General features: G+C 51.4%; 23 protein-coding genes. 16 read left to right on the plus strand and 7 right to left on the minus strand.

Going from position 1 to position 23,719, the window contains the following annotated elements; translation table 11 throughout:
• The first annotated feature begins 376 nt into the window (after nucleotides 1-376).
• From panM to MUU47_RS13670, 12 genes are all read left to right on the plus strand, one after another.
• On the plus strand, nucleotides 377-760 hold the full coding sequence (gene panM, locus MUU47_RS13615) for an aspartate 1-decarboxylase autocleavage activator PanM (protein ID WP_258988702.1): 384 nt from the start codon (nucleotides 377-379) through the stop codon (nucleotides 758-760).
• A gap of 601 nt (nucleotides 761-1,361) precedes the next feature.
• The gene (locus MUU47_RS13620; protein ID WP_258988703.1) at nucleotides 1,362-2,072 is read left to right on the plus strand and encodes a FadR/GntR family transcriptional regulator; all 711 of its coding nucleotides are present in this window, start codon (nucleotides 1,362-1,364) and stop codon (nucleotides 2,070-2,072) included.
• The gene (locus MUU47_RS13625) at nucleotides 2,066-3,673 is read left to right on the plus strand and encodes an ABC transporter substrate-binding protein (protein ID WP_258988704.1); all 1,608 of its coding nucleotides are present in this window, start codon (nucleotides 2,066-2,068) and stop codon (nucleotides 3,671-3,673) included. Before MUU47_RS13620 ends, MUU47_RS13625 begins: the two co-directional genes overlap by 7 nt.
• 102 nt (nucleotides 3,674-3,775) lie before the next feature.
• Nucleotides 3,776-5,290, plus strand: coding sequence for a carboxypeptidase M32 (locus MUU47_RS13630; RefSeq protein ID WP_258988705.1), 1,515 nt, complete (start codon nucleotides 3,776-3,778; stop codon nucleotides 5,288-5,290).
• Nucleotides 5,291-5,342: 52 nt separating this feature from the next.
• The gene (locus MUU47_RS13635; protein ID WP_258988706.1) at nucleotides 5,343-6,044 is read left to right on the plus strand and encodes a creatininase family protein; all 702 of its coding nucleotides are present in this window, start codon (nucleotides 5,343-5,345) and stop codon (nucleotides 6,042-6,044) included.
• Complete coding sequence (locus MUU47_RS13640; protein WP_258988708.1) at nucleotides 6,035-7,072, plus strand: ketopantoate reductase family protein; 1,038 nt, start codon at nucleotides 6,035-6,037, stop codon at nucleotides 7,070-7,072. Before MUU47_RS13635 ends, MUU47_RS13640 begins: the two co-directional genes overlap by 10 nt.
• Nucleotides 7,069-7,815: an SDR family NAD(P)-dependent oxidoreductase gene (locus MUU47_RS13645; protein WP_258988709.1), complete on the plus strand. Its 747-nt coding sequence runs from the start codon at nucleotides 7,069-7,071 to the stop codon at nucleotides 7,813-7,815. Before MUU47_RS13640 ends, MUU47_RS13645 begins: the two co-directional genes overlap by 4 nt.
• Nucleotides 7,816-7,885: 70 nt before the next feature.
• A complete protein-coding gene (locus MUU47_RS13650) occupies nucleotides 7,886-8,914 on the plus strand; it encodes an ABC transporter permease subunit (protein ID WP_258988710.1) in 1,029 nt (342 codons plus the stop codon).
• Between the two features lie 13 nt (nucleotides 8,915-8,927).
• Nucleotides 8,928-9,854 (plus strand): ABC transporter permease subunit, encoded by a 927-nt coding sequence (locus tag MUU47_RS13655; protein WP_258988711.1) that lies wholly within the window; start codon nucleotides 8,928-8,930, stop codon nucleotides 9,852-9,854.
• Nucleotides 9,855-9,863: 9 nt separating this feature from the next.
• Nucleotides 9,864-10,844, plus strand: a complete 981-nt coding sequence (locus MUU47_RS13660; protein ID WP_258988713.1) for an ABC transporter ATP-binding protein — start codon at nucleotides 9,864-9,866, stop codon at nucleotides 10,842-10,844.
• A 2-nt stretch (nucleotides 10,845-10,846) separates the two neighbouring features.
• On the plus strand, nucleotides 10,847-11,815 hold the full coding sequence (locus MUU47_RS13665) for a peptide ABC transporter ATP-binding protein (RefSeq protein ID WP_258988714.1): 969 nt from the start codon (nucleotides 10,847-10,849) through the stop codon (nucleotides 11,813-11,815).
• Nucleotides 11,815-12,783, plus strand: coding sequence for an isoaspartyl peptidase/L-asparaginase family protein (locus MUU47_RS13670; RefSeq protein WP_258988715.1), 969 nt, complete (start codon nucleotides 11,815-11,817; stop codon nucleotides 12,781-12,783). The genes MUU47_RS13665 and MUU47_RS13670 overlap by 1 nt, the downstream gene beginning before the upstream one ends.
• 76 nt (nucleotides 12,784-12,859) lie before the next feature.
• On the opposite strand, the gene livJ is transcribed toward MUU47_RS13670, so the two are convergent.
• Together livJ and MUU47_RS13680 are read right to left on the minus strand one after the other, a co-directional pair.
• Entirely contained in the window at nucleotides 12,860-13,963 is a 1,104-nt protein-coding gene (gene livJ / locus MUU47_RS13675) for a branched chain amino acid ABC transporter substrate-binding protein LivJ (protein WP_258988716.1), read from the minus strand.
• A gap of 204 nt (nucleotides 13,964-14,167) precedes the next feature.
• Nucleotides 14,168-15,433, minus strand: a complete 1,266-nt coding sequence (locus MUU47_RS13680; RefSeq protein ID WP_258988717.1) for a 4-aminobutyrate--2-oxoglutarate transaminase — start codon at nucleotides 15,431-15,433, stop codon at nucleotides 14,168-14,170.
• Between the two features lie 114 nt (nucleotides 15,434-15,547).
• Here MUU47_RS13680 and pdxR point away from each other — a divergent pair, with 114 nt between their 5' ends.
• Nucleotides 15,548-17,029, plus strand: a complete 1,482-nt coding sequence (gene pdxR / locus MUU47_RS13685) for a MocR-like pyridoxine biosynthesis transcription factor PdxR (RefSeq protein ID WP_258988718.1) — start codon at nucleotides 15,548-15,550, stop codon at nucleotides 17,027-17,029.
• A gap of 102 nt (nucleotides 17,030-17,131) precedes the next feature.
• Here the strand turns inward: pdxR and rpoH are convergent, their stop codons facing one another.
• The 4 genes from rpoH to ftsY all read right to left on the minus strand — a co-directional run bounded on the left by rpoH (nucleotide 17,132) and on the right by ftsY (nucleotide 21,426).
• Nucleotides 17,132-17,986 carry an RNA polymerase sigma factor RpoH gene (rpoH, locus tag MUU47_RS13690; RefSeq protein ID WP_258988719.1) on the minus strand — a complete coding sequence of 285 codons (855 nt, stop codon included), beginning with the start codon at nucleotides 17,984-17,986 and terminating at the stop codon, nucleotides 17,132-17,134.
• A 269-nt stretch (nucleotides 17,987-18,255) separates the two neighbouring features.
• A complete protein-coding gene (gene ftsX, locus MUU47_RS13695) occupies nucleotides 18,256-19,314 on the minus strand; it encodes a permease-like cell division protein FtsX (RefSeq protein WP_258988720.1) in 1,059 nt (352 codons plus the stop codon).
• Entirely contained in the window at nucleotides 19,307-19,972 is a 666-nt protein-coding gene (gene ftsE, locus MUU47_RS13700) for a cell division ATP-binding protein FtsE (RefSeq protein ID WP_258988721.1), read from the minus strand. Before ftsE ends, ftsX begins: the two co-directional genes overlap by 8 nt.
• A 2-nt stretch (nucleotides 19,973-19,974) precedes the next feature.
• A complete protein-coding gene (ftsY, locus tag MUU47_RS13705) occupies nucleotides 19,975-21,426 on the minus strand; it encodes a signal recognition particle-docking protein FtsY (RefSeq protein WP_258988723.1) in 1,452 nt (483 codons plus the stop codon).
• Between the two features lie 192 nt (nucleotides 21,427-21,618).
• Here ftsY and rsmD point away from each other — a divergent pair, with 192 nt between their 5' ends.
• Nucleotides 21,619-22,215, plus strand: a complete 597-nt coding sequence (gene rsmD / locus MUU47_RS13710; RefSeq protein ID WP_258988724.1) for a 16S rRNA (guanine(966)-N(2))-methyltransferase — start codon at nucleotides 21,619-21,621, stop codon at nucleotides 22,213-22,215.
• Nucleotides 22,205-22,483 (plus strand): DUF1145 family protein, encoded by a 279-nt coding sequence (locus tag MUU47_RS13715; RefSeq protein WP_258988726.1) that lies wholly within the window; start codon nucleotides 22,205-22,207, stop codon nucleotides 22,481-22,483. The genes rsmD and MUU47_RS13715 overlap by 11 nt, the downstream gene beginning before the upstream one ends.
• Nucleotides 22,484-22,519: 36 nt before the next feature.
• Here MUU47_RS13715 and MUU47_RS13720 read toward each other — a convergent pair whose 3' ends face one another.
• Nucleotides 22,520-22,870 carry a DUF2500 domain-containing protein gene (locus MUU47_RS13720; RefSeq protein ID WP_258988971.1) on the minus strand — a complete coding sequence of 117 codons (351 nt, stop codon included), beginning with the start codon at nucleotides 22,868-22,870 and terminating at the stop codon, nucleotides 22,520-22,522.
• 149 nt (nucleotides 22,871-23,019) lie between these two features.
• On the opposite strand from MUU47_RS13720, the gene MUU47_RS13725 reads away from it, so the two are divergent.
• On the plus strand, nucleotides 23,020-23,646 hold the full coding sequence (locus MUU47_RS13725) for a lysoplasmalogenase (protein WP_159757462.1): 627 nt from the start codon (nucleotides 23,020-23,022) through the stop codon (nucleotides 23,644-23,646).
• The last annotated feature ends 73 nt before the right edge of the window (nucleotides 23,647-23,719 follow it).

The following is a 23,719-nucleotide window of genomic DNA, read 5'->3' on the forward strand; positions in this document are numbered from 1 at the left end:
TTTGGTTAAAAAGCATTCTGTGCTTTTAATGCACAACGCTACTTTTACCAGTCTCTTTAATGGTTTAGCGATGTTATTTGCCAAAAACCAGACTAAAATCTCTATTTTTCAGTCGATTAAGCAAAGATAATATTCTGTATTCAGACAGAGTTAAACAAAAAAAAGCGCCGTTTTCAGCATAAAATAAGGTTACAAAGAGCGGGATAAATCACTACCTTCCAGGTTAAAATTCTGCTTATTTTTCGATCCATAACGCATTGCGCTACTTCGAACAGTAAGAAGAAAACGAATCCGCTGGCATTCAACATAAAAATAGAAATCAGCGAGCCGAGAAATTAGATAAACTCGGGGCATTATTTTTTACAGGTGGCTTCACATGAAACTGACAGTAATCAGGCTGACCACGCTCAGCGAGCAGGACCTCATCGATCTGGGCAAGATCTGGCCAGAATACAGTGCGACGTCTTTGCAGATGGACGATCAGCATCGGATCTATGCGGCGCGGTTTAATGAACGCCAGCTCGGCGCGGTACGCGTGACGCTGCAAGGCACGCAGGGCGCGCTGGATTCCATGCGGATACGCGAAGTCACCCGTCGCCGCGGCGTAGGGAAATATCTGCTGGAAGAAGTGCTGCGTGATAATCCTGGCATCGACAGTTGGTGGATGGCGGATGTCGGCGTGGAAGACAGAGGCGTGATGGCGGCGTTTATGCAGGCATTGGGGTTTACGGCGCAGGAAAATGGCTGGGAAAAATGTTAGCGTAGTGGGTGAATTTTCTCTCCGTGGGGGTCTCTCCTGCTCGTTAGTGTGATGACACCCGCGGTGTAACCTTTCTGTTCATTCAGAGCCCTCTGTTTTTATCATTGGCCCCATAAGCTGACATAAAATGCAGGCAGATCGCCTGCCAGTAGATATATATCGTGAAGATTGCGAAAACGGAAGAATATAAACGCCAAGACTGAGCCCGATCCAGATTAAAACTCAGGATCAACGCATCATAAAATCAGTCAGATTTTTCAACGCACCTGCTGCGGCCATTTCCCCTCCATTCCCGTACCGCCAAAAAGCGTCTAACGACATTCTAATATTCCGTAATAATGGAAAAACTCAAAATCACTGACTGGAAAGCACATATCACAGCACTCATTAATCGTGATCATTTACGTTTTGGTTCAATGAGTCAGCTATTCAGCCCTGATAAAAAGTGAAGTACAGGGTTTGCAAATCCTTGTATTTTACAAAAAGAACAATAAAAAAACATTTGACGCAGCAGTTTGACACTTCGTTAAAGTAACACTACGTTAAATTACAAACCTATCAAACATGTCTTACCTGTACGACCATACTGAGGGCATGAATCATGAACACCAGAGTTTCTGTCGTACAACTGGCCATGATGGAAATAGAGCAGCGGATCACGAAAGGAGAATGGCAAACCGGTACTCGCCTGCCTTCACAATATGAACTGGCGAAAGAGCTTAAATTGAGTCGGACCTCTTTGCGGGAAACTTTAACGCATCTGGAATCTCGAGGCGTTGTTAGCATTCAGCCAGGCAAAGGCGTCTTTGTTTGCTCCCCACAACCTGTTCCAGCCACCACTCACTGGCAATTTGATGAATACTCATTGGCTGAAGTATTAGTTATGCGCCAGCAACTTGAAGGGTTTGCCGCTGCCAGTGCAGCCAGTAATGCTCGTCTGGAAGATATTTTGCAATTAGAAATATCATTAAACGACTCTTATACTGCTGCAAAATCAGGTGATTTATTACAGGTAAAATTGTGTGATTTGGATTTTCATGCACAAATCATTCGTATTGCCGGCAACCGATTATTGCAAAAAATAATTAAACAGATCCGTAAACCATTAGAGTTAAGTCAAACTCCGCCACACGGAAGTTATGAAGATATGGAACCGATTCTGGAAGAACATCGACAAATATTTTTAGCCATAAAAATGTCAGAACCTGGTTTGGCCAGAATGGCAATGGAAAAGCATATAAAAAATGCTGCCCTCCGTGCCAACATTAATATCAATGAATCCATTCAATTCGTTAAACAGGAGTTATGGTGATTAAAAAAACGACTCTTAGTGTGGGTGTCAGCCTGTTATTCATGGCCAGTACAGTCACTGCAGCAGAATCAATTAAAACATTGAAAGTGTGTACTGAAGCCAGTCCTGATGGCTTTGATTATTCATTGTACCATGCCAACTCCACGGCTGATGCCTCCTCGGAAGCGCTGTACAACCGGCTCGTCGAGTTTAAACCCGGCACCACAGAATTAAGGCCCGCGCTGGCTGATAGTTGGGACATTAGCGCAGATGGTAAAACCTATACTTTCCATTTACACAAAGATGTACAGTTCCATACTACCTCCTGGTTCAAGCCAACCCGGCCAATGAATGCAGAAGATGTGGTTTATAGCTTGCAACGACAAATTGATCCAAATAATCGGTGGTATAAAACAGCCACCCAGGGATGGTTCTACGCTCAGGCGATGGATTTTAAATCATTGATAAAATCTGTCACCGCCGTTGATGATCGTACGGTAAAAATTGAGCTTAACCACCCTGAATCCCCTTTCCTGGCTGATTTAGCCATGGGCTTTACCTCCATTATGTCACGTGAATATGCTACTCAACTGGAGAAAAGCAACAATTTACGTGATATGGATCTAAAACCTGTCGGCACGGGACCATTCGTATTCAAACGTTACGCAAAAGATCAAATGATCCGTTATGAGGCTAACCAGACCTATTTCCGCGGCAAGCCAAAAATTGATCAGCTGATATTCAGTATTGCCACCGATGCTTCCGTACGTTTGCAACGACTGAAGGCAGGAGAGTGTGACGTTATGCTCTATCCAAATCCACAGGATTGGAAGAGCATTGAAAATGATAGCAAATTGAATCTAATAAAAGGCCAGGCATTAACTAGTTCATATTTACAGGTTAATACGCAAAAGCCGCCTCTGGATAATAAATTAGTTCGTCAGGCACTGGCACTGGCAGTAGATCGAAAAAATATGGTCAAAGTGATTACTGCCGATGCTGCCGCCCCCTCTGTTAACCCTTACCCGGAATCACAGTGGAGTTACAATGCAGATATTAAACCTTTTGATTTAGATATCGTGCAGGCCAAAAAATTATTGGCACAGGCTGGATATCCAAATGGCTTTAATATGGAGATCTGGGCCCGCCCTGGTACCAGCGGCGCCAACCCGAACCCGAAATTAACGGCTGAAATGCTACAGGCCGATTATAAGGAAATTGGCGTCAATGTTGAGGTGAAGACCATTGAGTGGGGTGAGTTATTACGCCGCGCCCGTAATGGTGAGCATACGGCTGTAATTTTAGGCTGGTCATCGGATAATGGTGACCCTGATAACTTCTTATCCAATAACCTTTCCTGCGCTGGCCTCGCTGATGGTGGTAACTTTTCGCGCTGGTGCCAGAAAGATTTTGACCAGTTACTGAAAGATGCCCGTATTGAGTCGAACACAGAAAAACGTACCGCTCTCTACAAACAGGCACAGGAAATATTCCATGAAGAATTACCGTGGATACCACTGTTCCACCCACTGAATGCCCTGGCTACAAATAAAAAAGTGACGGGCATTGTCGCCAGCCCATTAACACTGAATAACTATGCAGACGCAGATATTACACAGTAAATAAGTGGGTTCTCCAGGACTGTTATCTCCGGGAGAACTTCTATTTTATATAGTATCAATCGCAATGGCTCGGCATTTTCAAATATATTAATAAGGATCATCATGAATCAGCTATCGTTGCATGAGCATGTTACCCGCCTGAGTGATGTCTTGAATGTTATTAACCTCTTAAACTGGGATGCCAGCACGGGAATGCCTGCAGCAGCATCACAGCAGCGCGGACAACAAATTGCGACCCTGAGCACGCTGGCCCAAAATATGCTGTTATCTGATGATCTGGCCAGTGCGCTGGCACAAGAGCGCCAACAACCTGATTTAACCTTGCACCAGCGCCATTCTCACCGCGCGATACAGGAAGCGATTAACTGGCATCAGAAAATCCCCGCCCGTTTAGTGTCTGAGCTGGCGCAGTTGACTGCCGTTGCTGAGCACGCGTGGCGTGAAGCCCGTAGTGATAATGATTTTGCTCTGTTTCAGCCCTATTTAACAAAAATTGTCGATCTGAAACGCCGTCTTGCGGAAGCCGTCGGCTATAAAAATCACCCCTATGAAGTGCTGATGCATGAGTATGAACCGGGATTAACCGTCCCCGTACTGAAACAATTATTTTCTCAGTTACAAAGCCGTCTGATCCCCCTGATTAAACGGATACATACCGCACCAAAACCAGAAAATGCGTTTCTGTTCCGCAATTTTCCACCAGAACAACAACGCCAGCTCTCCAGCACCCTGGCACACAAGATTGGTTATGATTTTCAACGCGGTCGCCTGGATACCACCACGCATCCATTTGAAATATCCATGAGCCGCGAAGATGTGCGTATTACCACGCGCTTTAATCCGCAATTTATCAATGCCGGGCTGTTTGGCTCTCTCCATGAAGCGGGGCACGCCATCTATGAGCAAAGTGTCGACCCAATGCTCAGCGGTAGTGCATTAACGCTTGATCTCATCGGTTTGTATGGTGTTGCAGGCACCAGCTATGGCGTGCATGAGTCCCAGTCCCGACTGTGGGAAAACCGTATTGGCCGCTCACTGCCCTTCTGGAAAAACCATTACGCCGAGCTACAGGCAATATTCCCCGGCGTGCTGGATGATATTTCTGTTACACAGTTCTGGCGGGCGATTAATCGTTCTGAGCCAACACCGATCCGCGTTGAAGCAGATGAACTGACCTACGACCTGCATATTATGTTGCGTGTTGAACTGGAGATGGGGCTGATTGACGGCACTATTCAGGTCAGTGACTTACCCGCTCTGTGGGCAGAAAAACTACAGCATTATTTAGGCATTACCCCAACCGATGATACCGGCGGTGTATTGCAGGATATTCACTGGTCAAAAGGGATGATGGGCTCATTCCCTACTTACACGCTCGGTAATGTAATGAGTGCCCAATTTATGGCTGCAGCACTCCAACAACAACCCACGCTAACAAATGCACTGGCAATTGCTGATTATCAAACTTTAAAACAATGGCTTACAGATAATATTCTGCAACATGGTCGCACCTGGCTACCCAGTGAGTTACTGAAACGCGTTACCGGCAGCAACCTTGATGCGACCCCTTATCTTGACTATCTGGAACAGAAATTTAGCTCGCTCTATAACCTATAAATTTCGCGGTATTTCGCCGAGCTTAGTTAATCAATAAGAAAGAGATTACATCATGAAAATTAGTGAAATGAACTGGATGCAGCTTGAAGAGTATCTGAAAAAGGATGATCGGGTGATCGTGCCGTTAGGCAGCGTTGAACAACATGCTTATCTGAGTCTCGCTGTAGATATGATCCTTGCTGAAAAAATTGCCTGCGATGCAGCAGAACCACTGGGGATCCCGGTCTATCCGCCGCTACCATTTGGCATTACACCCTATTTTTCTGCCTATCCCGGTACCATTAATATACGGGTAGAAACCTATGTTCGGGTGATCCACGATATCCTGGATAGTCTGGCGCGTTCAGGTTTTAAACGTATTATTCTGCTGAACGGCCACGGTGGTAATCAGCCAGCCGCCAGCGCGATTGCCGAGTGGACACTCGTCCATCCCGAGATCAAAGTGCGCTTCTATAACTGGTGGAATGCGCCCCAAACCCTCGCCAAAGTTCGCTCAGTAGATCCTACATCTTCCCATGCTAGTTGGATGGAAAACCTGCCATGGACTCGCCTTGAAAATGCGCCATGCCCGGATGAGCGTAAGGAAGCAGCAGACTATCAACGCTTATCAGTCATGAATTCTACAGAAGCCCGTGCTTATCTGGGCGATGGTAATTTTGGTGGCTGGTATCAGCGCTCCCCGGAAGAAGAGATGGCAATGTGGCAAGTGGCGATCACAGAGACCCGCGCCATTCTTGAAGGGCCATGGCAATGAACCAGCATCCTGCTGTGATATGGGGGGCTGGTGCCATGGGAGGAACTCTCGCGGCCTTCTGGGCACGGGCAGGCATAGACGTGTTACTAGTTGATAATAACCCGGCTCATGTGGCGGCAATCAATCAGCATGGTTTGTCAATCAGCGGGCCGATTGACAATTTTTGCGTCTCCGTCACTGCGTGCCTTCCAGAACAGTTGAGTGGTATTTATCCGCGGATCTTCCTCTGTACGAAAGCGCACCATACCGCCCGTGCCTGCTATCAACTGGCCCCTCATCTGGATGATTCAGGTGAGGTCATTTCTGTTCAAAATGGTCTTAATGAGCGCTATATCGCTGAAATAATTGGTGTATCGCGCACCGTTGGCTGTTTTATCAATTTTGGTGCCGATGTTGTAGAGCCTGGGCATATCCACTATGCCGGGCGCGGTGCTGTGGTGGTTGGCGAGTTGAGCGGTGACCTCACTCCACGACTGGCCGAAATCTGCCAACTAATGAAGATTTTCGAGCCATATGCACAATCTACCAGGCAAATTTTCAGTTACTTATGGGGCAAGCTGGCCTATGGCGCATTGCTATTTGCCAGTGCCCTCACGGATGCATCAATCGTCGCTGTATTGTCCCATGCCGATTATCGCCAGGTGCTCATTGCTTTGGGAAAAGAGGTCTGTGCCGTGGCGGAAGCTGCGGGTATTCCGCTACTGGGATTTAATGGCTTCCATCCTCCGGCTTTTCATCGCCATGCTTCGTTGACTAACAGCAACATGTCAATGGATGCCATGGTGGCATTTAATCAACGTTCGGCAAAAACCCACAGTGGCATATGGCGTGACCTGGCCGTGTACAAACGTCAGACCGAGGTCGATCAACAACTGGGGGTGATCGCCGAAGAAGCTGAACGACGCGGCATCGCCACCCCCTTACTTTGTGCTGTTATTGAGGGTATTCACGCCATTGAACAAGGCACACCTCTCTCATGGGACAACCTTGCCCGTATTGCCAATATTCACCACCAGGAGCCGAAATGAAATTTGATTTTTCAGGACAGCAGATCATCGTCACCGGTGCTGCCCAAGGAATTGGTCGCGCCATTGCCAAAGCATTTGCCACCCTGGGAGGCACCGTGTGGATCTGTGATATTGACAGCGACATGTTGGCAATTTCACAGCATGAATGTGGTCCGAATGTGAAAGCACATACCGTGGATGTAGCCGATCCGCATCAGGTGCAGCAGTTTGTTACGGAAGTGGGCGAGGTGGCGGTGCTGGTTAACTGTGCCGGAGGCGTCCGTGGTCAGGAGGGACATCCTCTGGAGAGCATTACCCCACAGCAATGGCATGCACTGTTCCAGGTCAATGTCGACAGTACCTTTTGGTTTGCACAGGCTGTGGCACCGACGATGAAACGGGCAGGATACGGGCGGATGATTAATATTTCCAGTGGTGCAGGTCTGGGTGTCAGCCTGACAGGTATTCAGGCATATGCTTCGGCAAAAGCCGCTCAAATAGGTCTGACACGTCAGCTCGCCCATGAACTGGGGGAATTTGGTATCACAGTAAACAGTGTGGCACCGGGTTTTGTACGTTCGAATCCCAGTAGCGAACAGCAGTGGCAAAAATTTGGCGCAACCCGCCAGCAAGAGATCCTCAGTCAGATAGCGACACGCCGCTTAGGCACTCCGGAAGATATCGCGCATGCGGTGCTGTTTTTTGCCTCGCCTTATGCCAAATGGATTTCAGGGCAAATATTGTCAGTAGATGGCGGGAAATAGTCTATCTAAGCCAGCGACATAAAGCTGTATCGCATGCGATTTCCCCTGATAAAGAGATAAAGGTACTGCTATGTCCCTTTTTATTTTAAAACGTATATTACTGCTGATCCCTGGATTTATTGGTATCACAATCCTTACCTTTATGTTGGTGCATCTCATCCCCGGTGACCCAGTGGAAATTATGGCAGGAGCCAGGGGACTTGATCCCGCTTATCATGCTGCGGCATTAAAAAATCTCGGACTGGATCTGCCCCTACCCCAACAATATTTAAACTATCTGATTCATCTGGCACATGGTGATTTGGGCACCTCATTTACGTCACAAGAGTCGGTGATGAAGGAGTTTTTAACTCTATTTCCTGCCACTCTGGAACTGGCCACCGTCTCTATGCTGCTGGCTATTATTGTGGGCATTCCTATGGGGGTTCTGGCAGCAGTAAAACGTGGTTCGATTTTTGACCATGGGGTGATGGGGCTATCGCTGACTGGCTTTTCAATGCCTATATTCTGGTGGAGCCTGATCCTAATTATGTTCTTCTCGGTACATCTCGGCTGGACACCCGTGTCGGGGCGTATTGATTTGTCATTTGATATTCAGCCCTACAGTGGCTTTATGTTGATCGACACGTTGATTGCTCAATACCAGGATCCTTCCGCTAATCAGGGTGCATTCTGGGATGCCGTGAAACACCTTATTTTACCCTCTATTGTCTTAGGTACAGTGCCGCTCGCGATTGTTTCACGTATGACCCGCTCTTCCATGCTGGAAGTGTTACGTGAGGATTATGTCCGTACAGCTTATGCCAAAGGGTTGTCACCGTGGCGGGTTATTTTTGGCCATGCTCTGCGTAATGCATTAATTCCGGTGCTAACAATGATCGGCTTAAGTGTTAGCTCTCTGTTGGGAGGCGCGGTACTAACCGAGACAATTTTTTCCTGGCCTGGAATTGGTAAATGGTTAATTGAAGCGATTGGTCGCCGTGATTACCAGGTAGTGCAAAACGGTATTTTGTTGATCGCCACTCTTATTATCCTGACCAATTTTATCGTCGACATCTTATATGGCGTGGTTAATCCACGTATCCGTCACCAGAAATAGGGGAATTCCATTAATGATAACAACTTCTGTTGGTGAGGTGGTAAGCGCTGATATTGCGCAAACCAGGGTGACATATTCCTCACCGTTACGCGAATTCTGGCTCAACTTTTCAGCCAATCGGGGAGCTCTGATCGCTTTTGCTTTTGTCGTTATAGTGATACTGGTAGCACTTCTGGCTCCCTGGGTCGCCCCCCATGATCCGATTGAGCAGTTTCGTAATTACGCCATGCAACCCCCAGTCTGGGAAGACGGAGGCAACAGTACATTTCTTCTCGGCACGGATGAAGTCGGACGCGATATTCTTTCACGCCTGATGTATGGCGCACGAATGTCACTGTTTATAGGCTTTTGTGCCGTGATCCTGGCGCTGATCCCTGGCGTTATACTGGGATTGTTATCGGCCTTTTATCCACGGCTGATTGGCGCTTCCGTTATGCGCTTGATGGATATCATGCTCTCCATGCCAACTCTGTTGCTGGCCGTCGCCATTATGGCAGTATTAGGCCCGGGGTTACTCAATGCCATGATCGCTATCGCTATCTCCTCCCTGCCCGCTTATGTTCGGCTGACACGTGCCACCGTCATGGCGGAAATCAATAGAGACTACGTGCTCGCAGCCCGCATGGGCGGAGCAGGGCTACTGCGACTGATGTTTTTAACCGTACTGCCGAACTGTATGGCCCCACTGATCGTACATATAACGCTGAGCTTCTCATCAGCCATTCTGGATATTGCCGCCCTGGGCTTCCTTGGCCTGGGTGTCCAGCCACCAACCCCGGAGTGGGGCACCATGCTAGCTTCTGCACGCGACTATATCGAACGCGCCTGGTGGGTGGTCACGATGCCCGGTGTCGCCATTCTGTTATCGGTCATCTCCATAAATCTGATTGGTGACGGTCTGCGTGATGCACTGGATCCACGACTGAAACAGATTGGATAAGAGGCATCTATGAGCTTATTAGAAATACGTAATCTGTCAGTAGAGTTTGGTGTACGTAACAGACCCTTTCGTGCCGTGGAAAATATCAACCTGACGGTAGAACCCGGTGAGATTGTTGGTATTGTCGGCGAATCGGGTTCAGGTAAATCCGTTACTATGATGGCGATGATGGGGTTACTGGAAAAACAGGGACGGGTTTCGGCGGATAAAATGGAATTCGTCGGACAGGATATGCTACGAATGTCCCCCCGCGAACGGCGCAAAATCATTGGTAAAGATATCGCAATGATCTTCCAGGATCCGATGTCAGCGCTGAACCCTTGTTACACCGTGGAACGACAGATTACGGAAGTACTAACCCTGCACCATGGATTAACGGGTAAAGCATTACGTGAGCGTGCCCTGGAATTAATGAGGCTGGTTGAGATCCCTGATCCTGAGCAACGACTACAGGCTTATCCCCATCAGTTATCTGGCGGAATGAGTCAGCGAGTAGCAATTGCTATGGCGATTGCTTGTAAACCCAAACTGCTGATCGCGGATGAACCCACCACGGCTCTGGATGTCACTATTCAGGCACAAATCATGACACTGCTGGTGAATTTGCAAAAAAAGCAGGGTATGGCGTTGATACTGATAACCCATGATTTGGCGATTGTCGCCGAAGTGGCAGATAAGGCGGTGGTAATGTACGCCGGACAGGTCGCTGAAATAGCGGACGTACCGACCATTTTTCGCTACCCACGTCATCCTTATACTGAAGCGTTGCTGAAATCAGTACCTGAACACAGTAAAGGCGCCAGCCGTCTGTTTACTTTGCCCGGGATCGTTCCAGGTCAATTTGACCGGCCAAAAGGATGCTTACTGTCGCCGCGATGCCCTTATAGCCAGGAAAGCTGTAACCAGCAACAGCCTGACTTAGCCCTCGTGACCACCCATGCTCAACCTGGCGCAGTACGGTGTTACTTTCCTCTCAGCATTCAGGGGTAATTATGGATAACGTATTACAAGCCACTGACCTCACACGCTATTATGATGCAGGTCAGGGATTATTTCGCCCAACGCAGCAGGTAAAAGCGTTAAATGGCGTGAGTTTTACCCTACAAGCAGGCAAAACTCTGGCCATCGTCGGGGAATCAGGTTGTGGGAAATCCACTCTGGCGCGGCAACTAACTCTGATCGAGACACCCACCGCTGGTTCGTTGATCATTGATGGTAAAGAAGTGACAAATGCGACGGCGGCTGAGCGTAAAGTGATGCGTACCAAAGTACAAATGGTATTTCAGAATCCTTACGCCTCGTTAAACCCAAGGAGTAAAATCGGCACCCAACTCAGTGATCCCCTGAGTATTAACACATCGCTAAATCGTCGGGAACGGGATGAGAAAGTACAGGCGATGATGAAAAAGGTCGGCTTACGGCCAGAACATTATCAACGTTATCCGCATATGTTTTCTGGTGGGCAGCGCCAGCGTATTGCCATTGCCCGGGCGATGATCCTCAATCCTAAAATTGTTATTGCCGATGAACCTACCTCAGCACTGGATGTGTCTATCCAGGCTCAAGTGCTTAATTTATTTATGGATCTACAGGCAGAATTTAATACCAGTTACGTGTTTATCTCACATAATTTGTCAGTGGTGGAACATATTGCCAATGATATTATGGTGATGTATCTGGGTAGGGCTGTAGAAATCAGCAGCAAAAATACGCTCTATTCACAACCTCTTCATCCTTATACCAAGGCATTACTCTCTGCAACACCCAGTATCTACCCGGAAGATCGACGCATAAAAATCAATATTAGCGGAGAGTTACCCAGCCCATTGAATTTACCCAGTGGTTGCACCTTTCATAAACGTTGCCCCTTTGCCGATGAGTATTGTCAACGTGAAGAGCCTCAACTGCGCACTGTCAATGGCACCCAAGTTGCCTGCCACCATGTCGAGAGAATTAACTAATGAATAAACCTGTTATTGTTATTCACGGTGGTGCTGGAACCATCAGCCATAATGCTGTCAGTCCGGAAAAAGAACAGGAATACCATATAGCTCTACGCCGTGTTTTACTCGCCAGTCAAAAATTGTTGGCTGAAGGTGCCAGCGCACTGGATGCTGTCACCCTTGCGGTGACCCTATTAGAGGATTGCCCGCTGTTTAACGCAGGAAAAGGAGCGGTGTTCACCCATGCGGAAACTCATGAAATGGATGCGGCCATTATGGATGGACGGAACCTGCGTGCGGGCGCCGTCTCCTGTGTCAGCCACATACAGCACCCTGTGCAGGCCGCACGTGCCGTTCTTGAGCACAGTCAGCATGTATTATTTGTGGGCGAAGGAGCTGAAACCTTTGCCAGACAACAGGGCCTCCCACTGGTTGCAGCAGACTATTTTTCCACCTCGGCCCGTCACCAGCAACTGCAACGGGTAAAACAGTCAAACGGTGATGGAATGATGTTAGATCACAGCGGTGCTTCGCTCTTGCAACACACATCTACCCCAATCAATGAAGATAAAAAATTTGGTACCGTGGGTGCGGTGGCGCTGGATATCTATGGCAATCTCGCCGCCGCAACGTCGACAGGTGGGATGACCAATAAGCAGCCTGGCCGAGTGGGCGATAGTCCAATTCTCGGTGCTGGCACCTATGCGGATAACCAGACTGCAGCAGTATCCTGTACCGGAAGTGGCGAGATGTTTATGCGCAAAGTCACTGCCTATGATCTCTGTGCCCTGATGGAATATGCTGATTTATCCCTTGAACAGGCAGGTACTAAAGTGATTATGGAAAAGCTACCGCTCATTGGTGGCGAAGGTGGATTAATCGCGGTCGATGCCAGCGGTAATATTTGTTTGCCGTTTAACAGTGAAGGAATGTATCGCGGATTTGCGTATGTTGGTGAAGAAGTGACGACCGCAATTTTTCGTTAGAACACATCAGATTTTTTCAGACAAACTGAATATCATTATCCTCTCTCTCCCACTGGAGAGAGAGGATAATTGCAAATTACTTCGCGTCGGTCGCGGTGCCGTTGGCATGCCAGGTGAACACGCCGAACTCAAAGCCTTTCAGGTCGCCTTTCTTATCCCAGGTCAGCGGGCCCATGACGGTGTCGACGCTGTTGGCTTTCAGCCATTCAGCAATCTTCGCCGGGTCGTCGCTCTGGTTCAGGCCAGCAGTCAGTGACTGGATAGCAGCGTAAGTCGTCCACACGAACGCTCCGCTCGGATCCTGTTTCTTCGCCTTGATAGCGTCTACCACCGGTTTGTTCGCTGGAACCTGATCGTAGTTCTTCGGCTTGGTGACCAGCAGGCCTTCTGCAGAATCACCGGCAATGTTAGACAGTGACACGTTCGCCACGCCTTCTGGCCCCATGAACTGGGTTTTCAGACCAGCGGCACGCGCCTGGCGAAGGATCTGACCCATTTCCGGGTGGTAGCCACCGTAGTAAACGAAGTCGATATTCTCTTTCTTCAGACGTGCAACCAGGGTAGAGAAGTCTTTCTCTCCGGCGGTGATCCCGTCAAAGAACACCACGTTGGCGTTACCTTTTTTCAGGGAATCCTGCACGGCACGCGCCAGACCTTCACCGTACTGCTGTTTGTCATGCACAATCGCGATGCGTTTCGGCTTCACGGTGTTGAGGATATATTTCGCGGCGGTTGGGCCCTGGTCAGAATCCAGACCGGTGGTACGCAGGATCAGATTGTAACCGCGCGCAGTCAGCTCAGGCGCCGTCGCAGCCGGAGTGATCATCAGAATGCCTTCGTCTTCGTAAATGTCAGACGCTGGCTGAGTGGAAGAGGAGCACAGGTGACCGATAACGTATTTGATGCCATCGTTCACGACTTTGTTCGCCACGGCCACGGCCTGTTTCGGGTCGCAGGCATCGTCATATTTTACGATTTCGAGTTTGTTGCCTTTGATGCCGCCCTTGGCATTAATGTCAGCGACAGCCTGTTCAGCCCCCGTGAACTCCTGATCGCCATACTGCGCTACCGGACCGGACATTGCTCCCACGACCGCAATTTTAATATCGTCGGCCATCGCCATGTGACTCATCGCCAGCGCGATACATCCTGCCAGTAACGCTTTACCCTTCATTTTCATCCTGAGATTCCCCATTGTGATGGTGATTGTATTTGTTGTGATATTGTTATGTAGCGCTTTATATCGATTTTTGGTCTGCCGCCCGCGCTTTTGCAGCATACTCTGCTAAAACATACCCGATTTTTTGGCAATTGGAACGAGAATTTTGAGGGTTATGTAACAGAAACGTGACAAAAAAAAGCCGCTCCGGAGAGCGGCAAGCCATTAGTGGCTGAGGGAGTGTCGAATAATCTCCAGCGCCTTGCGGAACTGGGCTTCAGGGATGGTGAGTGGGTAAAGAAAACGAATCACGTTGCCGTAGACGCCACAGCTCAGCAGCAGCAGGCCTTCTTTCATCGCTTTATCCTGCACCTGTTTGGTGAATTCCGGTGACGGCGCGCCGGTCTGCGGATCGTTAAATTCAACGGCAACCATCGAGCCTTGCGCACGCACATCCACGATGTGAGGACAGCTGGCTTTGGCATTGTTCAGCACTTCAACCAGATGATGCCCCAGCTCGGCCGCACGGGCACAGAGCTTCTCTTCGTCGATGATATCCAGCACCGCGTGCGCCGCAGCGACGGCCAACGGGTTACCGGCGTAAGTGCCGCCGAGACCGCCTGGCGCGGGTGCATCCATCACGTCGGCACGGCCGGCCACCGCAGAGAGCGGCATCCCGCCGGCCAGGCTTTTCGCCATGGTCATCAGGTCAGGCTTCACGTCGTAATGCTCCATCGCAAACAGTTTGCCGGTACGGGCAAAACCGGTCTGGACTTCATCCGCAATAAGCAGAATACCGTGGGTGTCGCACAGTTTACGCAGGCCCTGCATAAAATCGGCCGGCGCGACGTTGAAACCACCCTCGCCCTGCACCGGTTCGAGAATAATCGCCGCCACCTGATCCGGCGCGATATCCGCTTTGAAGATGCGATCGAGGCTTTTCAGTGCGTCTGCGGTGCTGACACCGTGCGCCTCATTCGGGTACTGACCGTGATAAACGGAGCCCGGGAACGGACCGAAGCCGATTTTGTACGGGGCCACTTTGCCGGTCAGCGCCATGGTCATGAAAGTACGGCCGTGGAAACCGCCGCCGAAGGTAATCAGGCCAGGGCGTTTGGTGTAAGCGCGGGCGATTTTCACCGCGTTTTCGACCGCTTCCGCACCGGTCGAGAAGAATGCGGTTTTCGCCGGGCCGTTCACCGGTACGCGCTCGTTAATGCGCTCGGCCAGTGAAACGTAGCTTTCGTAAGGGACAATCTGGTACGCGGTGTGGGTAAACGCCTGCAGCTGCTTTTCAATCGCCGCGACGATTGAAGGGTGGCGATGGCCGGTGTTCAGCACCGCAATACCCGCTGCAAAATCAATCACTTCGTTGCCTTCTACATCCCACAGCGTGGCGTTTTCAGCCTTCTCAGCATAGAAACTGCACATGACGCCAATCCCGCGTGGTGTCGCCTGTAAGCGGCGCTGATTCAGTTCATTGTTTTTCATCGACCTTACCCCATCAAATATGTTTAGTGTTAACAACTTTGAAACAATACAGGTGTTTTACTCTCTGAGCGGTCCTATAATCGAGTACCAGTTTTGAATAATTGAGGGATCCAATTGCGTTCTTTAGTGTGTGATCTCCTGCAACTGCGTCTGGATGAACAATCTGACGATAAATTGCACAAAAAGTTGTATAACGCCGTGCGGCTGTCGATCCTCGACGGCAGCCTGCCGCCGCAAAGTCGCCTGCCGCCTTCACGCGATCTCGCGAGCCAACTGCGCATGTCGCGCAATACGGTGCTGACCGTGTACGAACAGCTGCTGGCGGAAGGCTATATCGTGTCCCGCTCCGGCAGCGGCACGTTTGTAGCGAAAACTGTGCCAGATGCGCTGCTGTTCGCCGCGGGCAGCGATGAACAGCACGCCAGTTCGCCACAAAGCGTGAGCTTTTCAGAACGCGGTCAGGCGCTGTTAGCACACAGCCGCGCCAGCCCTCGCCAGTGGGGCGCGTTTTTACCAGGCGTGCCCGACGTAACCGAATTTCCGCACGCGCTGCTGCGTAAAATCCACACCCGCGTCAGCCGCAAGCCGCAGGCGATGCAGCTTTCCTACAGCCCATCCGGCGGCAGTCAGGCGTTGCAACAGGCGTTGATGGAATATCTGCGCGTGGCGCGCTCGGTGCGCTGCACACCGGATCAAATTCTGATAACCGAAGGCATTCACCAGGCGATTGATTTGGTGTCACGTATGCTGTGCAACCCCGGCGACAGCGCGTGGATTGAGGAGCCCGCCTATTGGGGCATTCGCAACGTGTTGCAGATGAACGGGGTGAATTTGCAGGCGGTCGATGTCGATCTCAGCGGCATGAACCCACCGGAGCCCGGAGAGTCACCGCCACGTCTGATCTTCGTCACGCCGTCTCACCAGTACCCGCTTGGCTGTGTGATGAGCCTGGAACGCCGTCAGCGGTTGCTGGCAGTGGCGCGACAGACCGGGAGCTGGATTGTCGAAGACGATTACGACAGCGAATTCCGCTTTTCGGGCCAGCCGATTCCGGCGCTACAGGGGCTGGTCGAAGATGCGCCGGTGATTTACATCGGTACCTTTAGTAAGACCATGTGGCCGGGGATGCGCCTGGGCTATGTCGTATTGCCTCGTCTGTTGGCGCAGTCGTTGCGCACCGCGCATGCCGAGCTTTACCGCAGCGGTCGTTTGCTCGACCAGGAAGCGCTGGCGCTGTTTATTCGCGAAGGGCATTACACCGCGCATATCCGTAGGATGCGTCTGCTGTACGCCCGTCGTCGTCAGCGGCTGGCGGGGCTTATCACCGATTATCTCGGCAAAGAGGCATTAAGCGAATTTAACGACAACGCCGGGCTGCACCTGGTGCTGAAACTCGATGTCGATTGTGACGACGTGGCGCTGGCTAACGCGGCAAATGAAAAGGGGGTTCTGGTGCGACCGCTTTCACGCTATTACCTGAACAATGCGACGCAGCGCGGATTATTAATGGGTTTTGCGGCGATGCGCGAAGAAGAGATGGAAGGGGCGTTTAAGGTATTGATGGAGTGTATAAAAAACAAAAGCCCGACAGGCTAGACCTTCGGGCTTTCTTGTACCAGGCGGCGGCTAACTTACCGGACCGCAGTGGCGATGTGTAGACCCGGTAAGCGTGAGCGCCACCGGGCATTGGCTTTCAGCTTACGCTTCGATCGCCATACGCAATTTTTTCATCGCGTTCTTTTCAAGCTGACGCACACGCTCGGCGGACACGCCATAGCGGTCGGCCAGCTCCTGCAGCGTGGACTTGTTATCTTCGTCCAGCCAGCGAGCGCGAATGATATCCTGGCTACGTTCGTCCAGACCTTCCATCGCGTGAGTCAGTTTGTTCGCGGCCTGCTCTTCCCAGTTGTCGTCTTCGATGCCGTCGGCAAAGTTAGACGTTTTATCCTGTAAGTAGAGCACCGGTGCGACGGAATGGCTTTCAGAATCGTCATCAGATGACATATCAAAGGCCATGTCCTGCGCGGACATTCGCGATTCCATTTCACGCACGTCTTTGCTGGAAACGCCCAGCTCGCGCGCAACCATTTCGACTTCATCCTGATTGAACCAGCCCAGACGCTGCTTGGTTTTACGCAGGTTGAAGAACAGCTTACGCTGTGCTTTGGTGGTCGCGACTTTGACGATACGCCAGTTACGCAGTACGTATTCGTGAATTTCGGCTTTGATCCAATGCACGGCGAAAGACACCAGGCGCACACCCACTTCTGGGTTGAAACGGCGCACGGCTTTCATCAGGCCGATGTTACCTTCCTGAATCAAATCTGCCTGCGGCAGGCCGTAGCCCGAATAATTACGAGCAACGTGAACAACAAAGCGCAGGTGAGACAGGATCAGCGTCTTCGCTGCTTCCAGATCGCCCTGGTAATGCAGCTTTTCCGCCAGTGCCCGTTCTTCATCAGCCGTCAACATCGGCCATGCGTTTGCCGCCCGGACATAGGATTCCAGGTTGCCAACAGGGGCTAAAGCTAAAGTTTGCATATCTTTGGTCATTCAAGTCCTCTCAATTTACGTCCTGGCCGTGGCACGTCACCATCAGGCAACTTTCGGGCCAGTTGTTACGAGCAGCGAGATTAACATTCACATTTTAATCAGACAGTGATGTTATCCACAAGTTCCATGCAACGCTGTGAATAGATTACGCACAAAATGTGACATCACGATGATAATGTTGCGGGCAGGGAAAGCAGATGGGTTTTGACTCTCTCCCTGCGATTTTGCACAGGAACTTTGCAGCAGGGAGAGAGTATATCAGACTTTTTTTATTCCGGCGTAAAGTGGCGTAAATGTTGTACCGTCGCCAGCCAGGCAGCAATCCAGCCAATCATTGAACAAACAATCAGCATCAGCAAACATTCATCCAGACCTAAGCCACTGAGTTCAAACTGGGTGCCAAACACTTTCGCCACTTCCGTCACCGCCGATGACAAACGCAGCACCAGAATTTCGGAAAGGATAAGCGACAGAAACGCTCCGGAAAAGCCCAACAGCGCCCCACCGTACAGGAATGGACGCAGGATAAAGCCGTCGGTTGCGCCGATAAGCTTCTGGACGTTGATGGTGTCGCGACGCGCAAAGATGCTCAGGCGCACGCTATTACCAATGACGAGGAATACCGCCGCGATCATCAGCACGCCAATCATCGCCGCCACGCGCCCAACCAGGCCGGTGATGGAAGAAAGTCGCGCAAACCAGCTGTCATCCATGCGCACTTCATCCACGCCCTGAATATGTGACACGCGGTCACGCAGGGTGTTCAGCGAATCGGTGCCCTGGAAATCGAGCTTTGGAATGACAATCGCCACGGCGGGAAGCGGATTCTCTTCCAGCATATCCAGCGCGCCGCCGAAACCTGACCAGTTACGGAACTCGCCCAATGCTTCATCGCGGGACAGGTAATTCACCTTGTCCACGCCCTGTTCGGCTTGTAACTGCCCCACGACTTTCGCCGCAGCGTCATCGTCCAGCGTTTTTTCGAGATACACCGTAATTTGTGGCGACGGATAATACTGCGACGCCGCGGTGTTCACGTTCTTGTAAACCATGTAGCACACGCTCGGCAGCGTCAGCGAGATGGCAATGACCATCACCGTCAGGAACGTGGCCAGCGGTTTGCTTTTCAGGTCCTGCAACGCGCCGTGGAAGGCGTAACGCACCTGTTCGTTAAAAACGTTGGTTTTGCGGGAATTCGGCTTCGGCGAAGACTTCGCGCGTTTCGGCACGTTGCCGCCGTTATTACCGCCGCCGCTGGCAGAGTTACGCAACCGGTCAAAACGGTTGCCGAACTGCCGGATGTGGTTCATCGCCTCGCGTTTATTCACCGTAGCCTCCGTGCAAATGCCCGTCGCTGAGCGTCAGCTGTCGGTATGAACGGCTGGAAATCAGCCCCATGTCGTGGGTCGCCATCAACACAGTCACCCCAACGCGGTTAAACTCTTCGAACAGGCGCAGAATGCCTTCCGACAGCGCCTCATCAAGGTTACCGGTCGGTTCATCCGCCAGCAATACCGCCGGTTTGTTCACCACCGCACGGGCAATGCCCACGCGCTGCTGCTCACCGCCGGAAAGTTGAATCGGTAAATTTTTCGCTTTGTCGAGCAACCCGACCTTATCCAGCGCCGCCGAGACGCGACGACGAATATCATCGACGCTGGCCCCCGCGATGATCAGCGGAATAGCGACGTTATCAAACACGGTGCGGTCCATCAGCAGATGGTGATCCTGGAAGATCATCCCAATCTGGCGACGCAGGAACGGCACTTCACGGTTTTTCAGGCGGCTGATGTCGTGGCCGCTAAACCAGATTTTCCCGGTGCTGGGACGCTCGATACCGCATATGAGCTTCAGCAGGGTACTTTTCCCCGCGCCGGAGTGGCCGGTCAGAAAGGCCATCTCACCCGGCTGCAACTGGAAGTTAATCCCCTGCAGCGCTTGTCTCCCACCGAGATAGGCTTTGCTGACTTGTTCAAAGCGAATCATTGTTAATCCTCTCGGGCAAAAAGTGCCTCAATAAAATCGTCCGATTTAAACGGACGCAAATCTTCGATACGTTCGCCAACGCCAATGTAGCGAATCGGAATGCCGAACTGATCGGCCACCGAGAAGATAACGCCACCCTTGGCGGTCCCGTCCAGTTTAGTCAATGTGATGCCCGTCAGCCCAACCGCTTCATGGAACAGCTTCGCCTGGCTGATGGCGTTCTGACCCGTACTCGCATCGATGGTCAGCATGATTTCATGCGGCGCATCTTCGTCGAGCTTTTTCATTACGCGGACAATCTTCTTCAATTCTTCCATCAGGTGCGATTTGTTCTGCAAGCGCCCTGCGGTGTCGGCAATCAGGACATCCATGTTACGTGCTTTCGCGGCCTGAATGGCATCGAAAATCACCGATGCGGAATCGGCCCCGGTATGCTGAGCAATCACCGGAATATCATTGCGCTGGCCCCAGACCTGGAGCTGCTCAACCGCCGCGGCACGGAAGGTATCACCCGCCGCCAGCATGACCGATTTACCCTGCTGCTCAAACTGGCGCGCCAGCTTGCCAATGGTGGTGGTTTTACCCACGCCGTTGACGCCAACCATCAGGATAACAAACGGCATTTTGCCTTCAATATTAAGCGGCTCTTCCACTTTTGCGAGGATTTCGCTCATTTCATCTTTCAGCAGACCGTACAGCGCTTCGGCATCACGCAGCTGTTTGCGGCTTGCGCCTTCGGTCAGATTGGCGATGATTTTGCGGGTCGTTTCCACGCCGACGTCGGCAATCAGCAGCTGCTCTTCCAGCTCTTCAAACAGATCATCATCGATTTTCTTGCCACGGAACAGACTGATAAATCCGGAACCGAGGTTTTCTTTGGTTTTCAGCAGGCTGCGTTTCAGACGCGCGAAGAAGCCCTCTTTGGTCGGCCGCTCCTGTTCCTGCTGCGTTGTTTCCTGCTGCGTTGTTGCGTCGTCGGCTTCTTCTGCCGTTTCTTCCGGCGCGTCGATGGCATTTTCTGCCGCATCCGCGGCGGCCAGCGCCTGCGCTTCACGCTCTTCGTCGCTCAGTTCGACGTCGGCGATGTCTTCTTCTTCGACGATGTCTTCAGCAACAGGTTCTTCAACCGGGGCTTCTGCAACCACTGGCTCTTCAACGGCGGATTCTTCTGCGACGGTTTCAACCGGCGTCGCTTCTTCGGCTTGCACCTGATGCGCGACAACGGCTTCTTCTTCGATAACTACCGCCGGCTCTTCTTCGGCAATCTCTTCCGGCAACGGCAGCGCTTCGTGTTCGATTACGGCTTCAGCCGCTTCCGGCGTGTCCTGCTCAATGACAGGCTCAGCGGGCGCTGGCTGCGCTTCGCTTTGCTGCTGATCGGCTTCCTGTTGCTCTTTTTCTTTCTGTCCAAAGCCCAGCCAGGAAAAAAAGCCTCTTTTTTTGTCTTTTGCCATTTGCGAGCACGCTCTTCACTGTTGATTCCCGGTACCGCGTTACCGCTATCCCCTCATAATTCAGGTTTCATGAAACCAGAATTATTTAGGTGTATGTACATGGAAGCTAAAAAAATGATGAAATAGTCTATCACTTAACTTAACGCGCATCACCGCCTGGAACAGTAATCCGGCATTGAGCTGAGCATAGATATGAAAAAACCAAACCACTCCGGCAGCGGCCAGATCCGCATTATAGGCGGGCAATGGCGGGGCCGTAAGCTCCCTGTTCCGGACAGCCCAGGCCTGCGTCCAACCACTGACCGCGTCCGTGAGACGCTATTTAACTGGCTTGCGCCGCATATGGTCGATGCTCGCTGCCTCGATTGTTTCGCCGGAAGCGGCGCGTTGGGCTTTGAAGCGCTGTCGCGTTATGCCGCCAGTGCGACCCTGCTGGAAATGGATCGCCATGTGGCACAACAGTTACAAAAAAACCTCGCAACGCTTAACGCCAGCCACGCGAAAGTGGTTAATACCAACAGCCTGACGTTCCTTGCACAGCCTGGCACACCGCACGATATCGTGTTTATCGACCCGCCGTTCCGTAAAGGGCTACTCGACGAGACGCTGAATCTGCTGGAAACGAATGGCTGGCTGGCGGACGACGCGCTGATTTATGTCGAAAGCGAAGTGGAAAACGGCCTGCCGTTGGTCCCCTCGTACTGGGATTTATACCGCGAAAAAGTAGCCGGGCAGGTTGCTTATCGCCTTTATCAACGTGAAGCACAAGGAAATCACAATGCTGCTTAATATCGGCCGCCTGCTCATGCTTTGCGTCTGGGCCTTTTTGGTCCTCAACGTTCTGCACCCGTTCAAATTCCCGGTGAATATCTTCGTCAACGTGGCGCTGATTTTCATGATCCTGATGCACGGCCTGCAAATGACCCTGCTGAAAGCCACTCTGCCGAAGGACGGTCCGCAAATGACCCGCGGCGAGTCGGTTCGCGTATTTCTGTTTGGGGTATTTGAACTGATTGCCTGGCAGAAGAAGATGAAATTGACGACGAAGAAAAAGTGATGTTTTTGCCCGGCGACGCTCGCGCCGCCGGCGCACTTAATCATGGCCCGTGAACGCCACAAACTGCGAGCCTTTGTAGCTCAGCGTCCCTCTGTCACCGACGTTCAACGCGTGATACGCCTTCTCATCCAGACGATACGTGACTTCCAGCCCGCCGGTTTCCGGCTTAAAGCTCGCTTCATAACGCATATCGCTGCCCGCCGGGGCGACGGTTTGCTGGCGAGAGCGTCGATCGTTCAACACCTTTTCACGTTTGTTGGTCACTACCACCTGCTTTTGCTGCAGCGGCGCGGCCTCGTTTTCCATCTTTTCACGACGCTGTGACACGAAACGGAACGACGCGGCAACGACAATTATCGCCACCACAATCACAAAAAAGAGCGGCATTTTGCTCATCGGAGGATTCTCTCACTGTCTTCTAAGAATTGACGCAAAGGAGGATACCTTGCCTGAACGGGCATTGCCATCTGCCACCTCGCGCCACTACACTGAACTGGAGAGAACTTATACATCAATAACAGATACAAGGACTTATTATGTTGTGGTCATTTATTGCGGTCTGTTTATCCGGTTGGCTTTACGTCGACGCCTCCTACCGTGGCCCGGTTTGGCAGCGCTGGGTATTCAAACCCGTCACGCTGATTCTGCTACTGCTTCTCGCCTGGCAAGCCCCAATGTTTAACGCAATCAGTTACCTGGTGCTGGCGGGTCTGTGTGCGTCGCTGATTGGCGATGCGCTAACGTTGCTGTCGCGCGAACGTATGCTGTACGCGGTGGGCGCGTTCTTCCTTTCTCATCTGCTGTATACGATTTGGTTCGCCAGTCAGATGACGCTGTCGTTCTTCTGGCCGCTGCCGCTGGTGCTGCTGGTGATTGGCGCGCTGCTGATAGCCGTTATCTGGTCGCGCCTTGAAGAGCTGCGTCTGCCAGTGTGTACGTTTATTGCGATGACGCTGGTGATGGTGTGGCTGGCGGGCGAGCTGTGGTTCTTCCGTCCTGTGGATACCGCGCTTTCCGGCTTCCTTGGCGCGACGCTGCTGCTTATCGGCAATATCGTATGGCTGGGCAGTCACTACCGTCGCCGCTTCCGCGCCGATACCGCCATTTCCTCCGCGTGCTACTTCGCCGGACACTTTTTGATCGTCCGCGCGCTGTATTTGTAAAAAGAGGCTTGACTCTGGAGTCGACTCCAAAGTGTATGCTCTGTGTTATTGAGAAAATTATCAGTAACAGGAG

This window comes from Scandinavium hiltneri (assembly GCF_024764835.1).
In the GTDB taxonomy this organism is placed as follows: domain Bacteria; phylum Pseudomonadota; class Gammaproteobacteria; order Enterobacterales; family Enterobacteriaceae; genus Scandinavium; species Scandinavium hiltneri.